2 protein-coding genes are annotated in these 8,998 nt (G+C 75.4%); both read left to right on the forward strand.

The features are described 5' to 3' along the window. The first annotated feature begins 45 nt into the window (after positions 1-45). Positions 46-7,902: a type I polyketide synthase gene (locus VKA29_RS30680; protein WP_324789263.1), complete on the forward strand. Its 7,857-nt coding sequence runs from the start codon at positions 46-48 to the stop codon at positions 7,900-7,902. A gap of 203 nt (positions 7,903-8,105) precedes the next feature. Beyond that, positions 8,106-8,998 (forward strand): beta-ketoacyl synthase N-terminal-like domain-containing protein (locus VKA29_RS30685; protein WP_420718603.1); only part of this gene is annotated, 893 nt, incomplete at its 3' end.

The raw sequence follows: 8,998 nt of genomic DNA on the forward strand, positions 1-8,998 counted from the left end.
CCGGCCCGTTTCCACACCTCCCTGGCCGTCCTGCACACCCGCGGCGTGGTCACCGACCCCCTCCCCGACTCCACCGGTCACCCCCACGTCGACCTGCCCACCTACCCCTTCCAACGTCGGCGCTACTGGCTGGAGGGGTCGAGCGGCGCCACCGACGCGGTGGCGCTGGGACTCGCGGCGGACGAACACCCCCTGCTCGGAGCCGTCGCCGAACTCCCCGGCACCGGAGGGGTGCTGGCCACCGGCCGGCTGTCCCGCTCGGCGCACGGCTGGCTGCTCGCCGACGCGGAGAACGGCCCGGCCGCGGTACCGGCTTCCGCGCTCGTCGAGATGGCCGTGCACGCCGGGGACCAGGTGGGCGCGGGCGTCCTGGACGAGTTCGTCGTCGAGGCACCGCTCGTGCTGCCCGCCACCGGCGCCGTGTCCGTCCGGGTACAGGTGACCTCCGGTGCGACGGACTCCGGTGCCGCCGCTCCCGGCGGACGCCAGGTCAGCATCCACGCGTGCGCCGACGGCTCCGAGCAGTGGACCCGGCACGCGGTGGGCCGGTTCTCGGCTCAGCCTCCCGCGTTCGTCGGCGACTTCACGGTGCGACGGCCGCACGGAGCCGACGCCGTGGCCCCGGAACTGCTCCCCGAGGGCCTGTCGGAGGCATGGCGGCACGGCGAGGAGGTGTACGCGCAGGCGGTGCTGCCGGAGACGGGCCCCGACGCCGCGGACTTCGCCCTCCACCCGCTGCTGCTCGACCTGGTGCTGCGGGCGGCCGAGCTGAGCCCGGCGGGCGCGGCCCGGCAGGACGGCAAGGTGCTGGTGCCGCACACCTGGCGCCGCTTCTCCCTGTACACGTCGGGCGCGCGCCGGCTCAAGGTGCGCGTCACGCCGCACGGCGACGGCACGGTCTCCATCGCCGCCGCCGACCCCTCGGGGGCACCCGTCCTGTGCGTGCGCGAGCTGATGTTCCGCGCCGTGGCCGCCGCCGACCTCACCACCCGGGCCGACGAGGTGCGGGACGCGTTGTTCCGGGTGGAGTGGCAGGAGGTCCGTACGCCGGAGGAGACGGTGGGGGCGGACTGGCCGGTGCTGGATCTGACCGGCCGTGGTGGTGAGGACGTGCGGGTGCTGGCGGGTGAGGTCCTGGCCGCGGTGCAGGCGCATCTGGCCGGGGAGGAGGCGGACGGCCGTCTGGTGGTCCTGACCCGTGGCGCTCTGGACGATCCGGCTCAGGCGGCGGTGTGGGGTCTGGTGCGTACCGCGCAGAACGAGCATCCGGACCGTGTGGTCCTGGTGGACGTGGCCGAGGGGGACGAGGGCCTGCTGCCCGCCGCTCTGGCCACGGGTGAGCCGCAGCTCGCGCTCGCCGGGGGCCGGGTCCGCATCCCGCGGCTCGTCCGGGCGGAGGTGGCGGAGGGCCCGAGCCCGCTGGACGTAAACGGCACCGCGCTGATCACGGGCGGTACCGGCACCCTCGGTGCGCTGGCCGCGCGGCATCTGGTGACCGAGCACGGGATACGGCACCTCCTCCTGCTCAGTCGCCGCGGCCCGGAGGCACCCGGTGCGGACGCGCTGACCCGGGACCTGACGAGCCTCGGGGCGCGGGTGACCGTCCTCGCCGCCGACGCCGCCGACCGGGACCAGTTGACCGCCGCGCTCGCGGCCGTCGAGCCCGACCACCCCCTCACCGCCGTCGTCCACACCGCCGGCGTGCTCGACGACGGTGTCTTCGCCTCCCAGACGCCGGAGCGGCTGGACACCACCTTCCGGGCCAAGACCGACGCGGCCCGCAATCTGCACGAGCTGACCAGGGATCGGAACCTGGCCGCGTTCGTGCTGTACTCCTCCGCGGCCGGCACCCTCGGCAACCCCGGGCAGGCCAACTACGCCGCCGCCAACGCCGCGCTCGACGCCTACGCCCGCCGGCTGCGCGCCGACGGCGTCCCCGCAGTCTCCCTTGCCTGGGGGTACTGGGCCGACGCGAGCGGCATGACCGCGCACCTGGACGAGACGGCGCTGCGCCGCCACCGCCGCGACGGCATGCTGGGCCTGTCGGCCGGGACCGGGACGGCCCTGCTGGACGCCGCGCTCCGGGCCGCCGACGCGGCGTTCGTCGCGGCGCGCCTGGACCTGGCCGGGCTGCGGGCCCGGTCGGCGACGGAGCCGGTGCCGTGGCTGCTGCGCTCCCTGGTCCGCCCGCTGCGGCGCGCCGCGGCGCAGGGCGGCACGGAACAGGCCGCCACGGGAACGCTCGGGCAGCGGCTCGCGAGCCTCCCGGCGGCCGAGCGGGAGCGCACCCTCATGGATCTCGTCCGCGGTGAGGCGGCGGCCGTCCTCGGCCACGGCTCGCCCGACGCCATCGGCGAGACACGCGCCTTCAAGGACGCCGGATTCGACTCGCTGACCGCGGTCGAACTGCGCAACCGGATCGGCAAGCGCACCGGGCTCACCCTGCCGGCCACGCTGGTCTTCGACTACCCGACCCCCGCCGACCTGGCCCGCAAGCTGCTCGGGGACCTGGTCGGCGAGGTCACCGGGCCGGCCCGGGACGGCGCCGAGGAGCACCGGCGGGCGGCGGCGGAGGACGACGACCCCATCGTGATCGTCGCCATGGGCTGCCGGTTCCCCGGCGGCGCCGACGGCCCCGACGAACTGTGGCGCATCGTCGCCGACGGCACCGACGTGATCGGCGGCTTCCCCGAGGACCGGGGCTGGGACCTGGACGGCATCTACGACCCGGATCCCGAGCACCTGGGCACCTCGTACGCGAAGAGCGGCGCGTTCCTGGACACGGCGACCCGGTTCGACGCGGGCTTCTTCGGCATCTCGCCGCGCGAGGCCGTCGCCATGGACCCGCAGCAGCGGCTGCTGCTGGAGACCGCCTGGGAGACGCTCGAGCGCGCCGGCATCGACCCGACGAAGCTGCGCGGCGAGCACGTGGGCGTGTTCGTCGGCGTCAACGACCGCGACTACACGCTCCGGCTGCAGCACGCGGGGGGAGAGCTGGAGGGCTACCGGCTGACCGGCACGTCCGGCAGCGTCGCCTCCGGCCGCATCTCCTACACCTTCGGTCTGGAGGGCCCCGCGCTGACCGTGGACACGGCCTGCTCCTCCTCGCTGGTGGCGCTGCACCTGGCCGCACAGTCCGTGCGCAGCGGCGAGTCCACGATGGCCCTCGCCGGCGGCGTGGCGGTGATGACGACGCCGGACGCGTTCGTGGAGTTCTCCCGCCAGCGCGGGCTGTCCGGCGACGGCCGCTGCAAGGCCTTCGCGGACGCGGCGGACGGCACCGGCTGGGCGGAGGGCGCGGCACTGCTGCTGGTCGAGCGGCTGTCGGACGCGCAGCGGCAGGGCCACCCGGTGCTGGCGGTGGTGCGCGGCTCCGCCGTCAACCAGGACGGCGCCTCCAACGGCCTGACCGCACCCAACGGCCCGTCCCAGCAACGCGTCATCCGCGCCGCGCTCGCCGACGCCGGCCTGACCGCGTCCGAGGTGGACCTGGTGGAGGCGCACGGCACCGGCACCACGCTCGGCGACCCGATCGAGGCCCAGGCGCTGCTCGCGACCTACGGCCAGGACCGCGCGGAGCCCCTGTGGCTCGGCTCGCTGAAGTCGAACATCGGGCACACCCAGGGCGCGGCGGGCGCCGCCAGCGTCATCAAGGTGGTGCAGGCGATGCGGCACGGTGTGCTGCCGAAGACGCTGCATGTGGATCAGCCGTCCACGAAGGTGGACTGGGGTTCGAGTGCGGTGGAACTGCTGACGGAGGCGCGGCCGTGGCCGGAGCTGGAGCGGCCCCGCCGGGCGGCGGTGTCCTCGTTCGGCGTCAGCGGCACCAACGCCCACATCATCCTCGAACAAGCCCCCGCGGAACCGGCCCCGGACGCGGAGCCGACGGCCGCCGACGTGACGCCCGGCGTGCTGCCGTACGCCCTGTCGGCGAAGACCCCCGAGGCGCTGGCGGGTCAGGCGGCACGACTGGCCGCCCGGCTCAGGGACGGCGACGACCGGCTCACCGACGTCGCGTACTCCCTGCTGACCACCCGTGCCGCGCTCGACCACCGGGCCGTCGTCCTGGCGGGCGACCGCGCCGAACTGCTCGCCGGCCTCGACACGCTGACCGCCGGCACACCGGCCGGGCCCGTGGTGACCGGCTCCCCGGCCCCGGGCAGGACGGCGTTCCTGTTCACCGGGCAGGGCAGCCAGCGCGCCGGCATGGGGCGCGAGCTGTACGCGGCGTACCCGGCGTACGCCGAGGCGTTCGACGCCGCGTGCGCGGAGCTGGACCGGGCGCTCGCCGGGCACGTCCCACTGCCGCTGCGCGACGTGGTCTTCGCCGAGGACGGCACCGAGGCGGCCGCGCTGCTGCACCGCACCGTGTACACGCAGTCCGCGCTGTTCGCGCTGCAGGTGGCGCTGTTCCGCCTGGTGGAGACGTGGGGCGTGCGGCCGGACTTCGTGGCCGGGCACTCCATCGGCGAGCTGGCCGCCGCCCATGTGGCGGGCGTCTACTCGCTCGCCGACGGCGCCCGGCTGGTCGCCGCGCGGGGCCGGCTGATGCAGGCACTGCCCGAGGGCGGCGCGATGGTCGCCGTCCAGGCGTCCGAGGACGAGGTGCGCCCGCTGCTGCCGGCGGACGGGCGGGCCGGGATCGCCGCCGTGAACGGCCCCGAGGCCGTGGTGGTGTCCGGCGACGAGGACGCGGTCCTCACGGTCGCGGCCGCGCTCGCGGACCGGGGACGGAAGACGAAGCGGCTGCGGGTCAGCCACGCCTTCCACTCGGTGCGCATGGAGCCGATGCTGGCGGAGTTCCGGGCCGTCGCCGCCACGCTCACCTGTGCCGAGCCCGGCATCCCCGTCGTGTCGACCCTGACCGGAGCCCGCGTCGGGCTCGACGACCTCGGCACCCCCGACTACTGGGTGCGGCACGTGCGCGAGGCGGTGCGCTTCGCCGACGCGGTCCGCTGGGTACGGGAGCGGGGCGCCGGTCACTTCCTGGAGATCGGGCCGGACGCGGTGCTCACCGCGATGGCCCGGGAGACCGTGGACGCGCTCGGCGACCCGGCCGGCGCCGCGTTCCTGCCGGGGCTGCGCCGCGAGCGGTCCGAGCCGGCCACGCTCCTGGCCGCGGTCGCCGGACTGTGGGTGCGGGGCGTGCCCGCCGCACCGGCCGCCCTCCTCGACGGCACCGGGGCCCGCCGGGTCGACCTGCCCACCTACGCCTTCCAGCGGGAACGCTACTGGGCCGAGACCGGCCCCGGCGCCGCCGACGTGACGTCCCTCGGACTGGCCGACGCCGCGCACCCGCTGCTGGGCGCGGTGGCCGAACTCCCCGACGGAGCCGGGGTACTGGCGACCGGGCGGCTCTCGGTCACCGGGCAGCGCTGGCTCGCCGACCACGCCAAGTCCGGCGTCGTCCTGGTGCCGGGCACCGGCCTGGTGGAACTCGCGCTCCAGGCGGGCGACCGGGTCGGCGCCGGAACCCTCGACGAACTGGTGCTGCAGGAGCCGATGGTGCTGCCGGAGCGCGGCAGCGTCGAGGTGCGGGTCCAGGTCGGCGCGGCCGAGGGCGAGACCGCACGGCGTCCGGTGAGCATCCACTCCCGCACCGGCGAGGACGCCGACTGGGTGCGCCACGCCACCGGGTACGTCACCCCGGCACCCGCGTCCGCCGGTGCGCCGCTGACCGCCTGGCCGCCGCACGGCGCGCAGCCGGTCGACATCGACGGCTTCTACGACCGTCAGGCCGCCGCGGGCCACGAGTTCGGTCCCACGTTCCAGGGGCTGCGCAAGGTCTGGCGGCACGGCGAGGAGACGTACGCGGAGGTCGCCCTGCCCGACGACGCCGCCGCCGGCGCGGACGCCTACGGACTGCATCCGGCGCTGCTCGACGCGGCCCTGCACGCCACGAGTTTCGGCGCGGTCGCCGAGACCGGCCCCGGCCAGGTGCTGCTGCCGTTCGCGTGGAACGGGGTCACCCTGCACGCGACGGGCGCCACGGCCCTGCGGATACGGATCACCGGTCTCGGCAACGACACGGTGGCCGTCACGGCCGCGGACACCGCCGGCGCACCGGTCGCGTCGGTGGGGTCGCTGGCCTTCCGTGCGGTGGATCCGCGGCAGTTGGACTCGGGGGACGCCGGTGTGCGGGACGCGTTGTTCCGGGTGGAGTGGCAGGAGGTCCGTACGCCGGAGGAGACGGTGGGGGCGGACTGGCCGGTGCTGGATCTGACCGGCCGCACCGGTGAGGACGTGCGGGTGCTGGCGGGGGAGGTCCTGGCCGCGGTGCAGGCGCATCTGGCCGGGGAGGAGGCGGACGGTCGTCTGGTGGTCCTGACCCGTGGCGCTGTCGACGATCCGGCTCAGGCGGCGGTGTGGGGTCTGGTGCGTACCGCGCAGAACGAGCATCCGGACCGTGTGGTGCTGGTGGACGTGGCCGAGGGGGACGAGGGTCTGCTGCCTGCCGCTCTGGCCACGGGTGAGCCGCAGCTCGCGCTCGCCGGGGGCCGGGTCCGCATCCCGCGGCTGGTCCGGGCGGAGGTGGCGGAGGGCCCGAGTCCGCTGGACCCGGAGGGCACCGCGCTGATCACGGGCGGTACCGGCACTCTCGGTGCGCTGGCCGCGCGGCATCTGGTGACCGAGCACGGGATACGGCATCTGCTGCTGCTCAGTCGCCGTGGCGCGGAGGCGCCCGGTGCGGATGCGCTGACCCGGGACCTGACGAGCCTGGGTGCGCGGGTGACTTTGGTCGCCGCGGATGCGGCCGACCGGGACCAGTTGACCGCCGCGCTCGCGGCCGTCGAGCCCGGGCATCCGCTCACCGCCGTCGTCCACACCGCCGGCGTGCTCGACGACGGTGTCTTCGCCTCCCAGACGCCGGAGCGGCTGGACACCACCTTCCGGGCCAAGACCGACGCGGCCCGCAATCTGCACGAGCTGACCAGGGATCGGAACCTGGCCGCGTTCGTGCTGTACTCCTCCGCGGCCGGCACCCTCGGCAACCCCGGGCAGGCCAACTACGCGGCGGCGAACACCTCGCTGGAGGCGCTGGCGCGGGGCTTCCGGGCCGCGGGCACCCCGGCGGTGTCGCTGGCCTGGGGCCTGTGGGCGGAGGCGAGCGGCATGACCGGCGACCTCGGCACCGCCGACCTCGAGCGCGGCCGGCGGACCGGCATCGCCGCGATGCCCACCGAGCAGGCTCTCGCCCTGCTGGACGCCGGTCTCAGGTCCACCGAGGCGACGCTGGTGACAGCGCGTCTGGACCTGGCCGGGGTGCGCAGGCGGATCGCCACCGCCGACGACGTACCGGTGCTGCTCCGGGGACTGGTACGGGCACCCCGCAAGGCCGCCCGCGCCACCGGAGCGGCCGAGGAGCCGCTGTCCGACCGGCTGTCCGCCCTGTCGCCCGCCGAACGCCTGGACACCGTCGTGGACTTGGTGCGCACCCAGGCAGCGGCCGTGCTCGGGCACGCCACCGCCCGCGCGATCGGCACCGACGCCGCCTTCAAGGACGCCGGGTTCGACTCGCTCGCCGCGGTCGAGCTGCGCAACCGGCTCGCCATCGCGACCGGCGTACGGCTGCCCGCCACGCTGATCTTCGACCACCCGACGCCGGCGGAGCTGGCGGGCCGCCTCCTCGAGGACCTGGGCCTCACCGCCGACCCGGCGGACGACTCCGCCCTGACGGCCGGGCTCGACTCCCTGGAGCAGGCGCTCGACGCACTGCCCGAACTGGACGAGACCGTCCGGGGCCGGCTCGGGGCACGGCTGCTCGACCTCGCGGCACGGCTCGGCGCGACCCCGCTCGCCACGGCGTCCTTCGGCACGGGGATCGGCGAGTCCATCGACCTCGACACGGCCACCGACGAAGAGATCTTCCAGCTCATGGACGGCGAACTGGGCCGGTCCTGACGACGTCGCCGCAGCCAGTCCATCCACCGACGAGCCCTGAAGGGACAGACCGGGCCATGCCCAACGAACCCACGGCCACTGCCGGCTCCCCGCGACACTCAGCCACCCCCAGTTCCCCCAGTTCCCCCAGTTCCCCCGGTTCCCCCGGTTCCTCCAGCTCTCCCGGTTCCTCCGGCTCGCCCGGTGCCTCCGGCGAGCAGAAGCTGCGGGGATACCTCAAGCGCGCCCTGGTCGACCTCCAGCAGGCCAACCAGCGCCTGCACGACATCGAGGCCGCCCGCTCCGAGCCGATCGCGATCGTCGGCATGGCGTGCCGGCTGCCGGGCGGGGTGAGCAGCCCGGACGAGCTGTGGCAGCTGGTCGCCGAGGGCCGCGACGCGGTCTCCGGCTTCCCCGAGAACCGCGGCTGGGACCTGGAGCGGCTCTTCGACCCCGACCCCGAACGCGCCGGCACCTCCTACGTCCGCGAGGGCGGCTTCCTGCACGACGCCGACCGGTTCGACGCCGCGTTCTTCGGCATCAACCAGCGCGAGGCGCTGTCCATGAACCCGCAGCAGCGGCTGCTGCTGGAGACCTCCTGGGAGACCTTCGAGCGGGCCGGTATCGACCCGACGAAGCTGCGCGGCCGGCGCGTCGGTGTCTACACGGGCGTGATGTACCACGACTACGGCCCGGACATGGAGAACGCGCCGCCGGAGGTGGAGGGCTACCTCAGCACCGGCACCGCGGCCGCCGTCGCCTCGGGGCGCATCTCCTACACCCTCGGGCTCGAAGGGCCCGCCGTCACCCTCGACACGGCCTGCTCCTCCTCGCTGGTCGCCCTGCACCTGGCCATCCAGGCGCTGCGCGGCGGCGAGATCGACATGGCGCTGACGGGCGGCGCCGCCGTGATGTCCGGCCCCGGTGTGTTCGTGGAGTTCTCCCGGCAGCGCGGACTGTCTCCCGACGGCCGCTGCAAGGCGTACGCCGACGCCGCCGACGGCACCGGCTGGGCCGAAGGCGTCGCCACCATCCTCGTCGAGCGGTTGTCGGACGCGCGGCGGCTGGGGCATCCGGTGCTGGCGGTGGTGCGGGGTTCGGCGATCAATCAGGACGG

Source organism: Streptomyces sp. H51, assembly GCF_035656535.1.
Classification (GTDB): Bacteria; Actinomycetota; Actinomycetes; order Streptomycetales; family Streptomycetaceae; genus Streptomyces.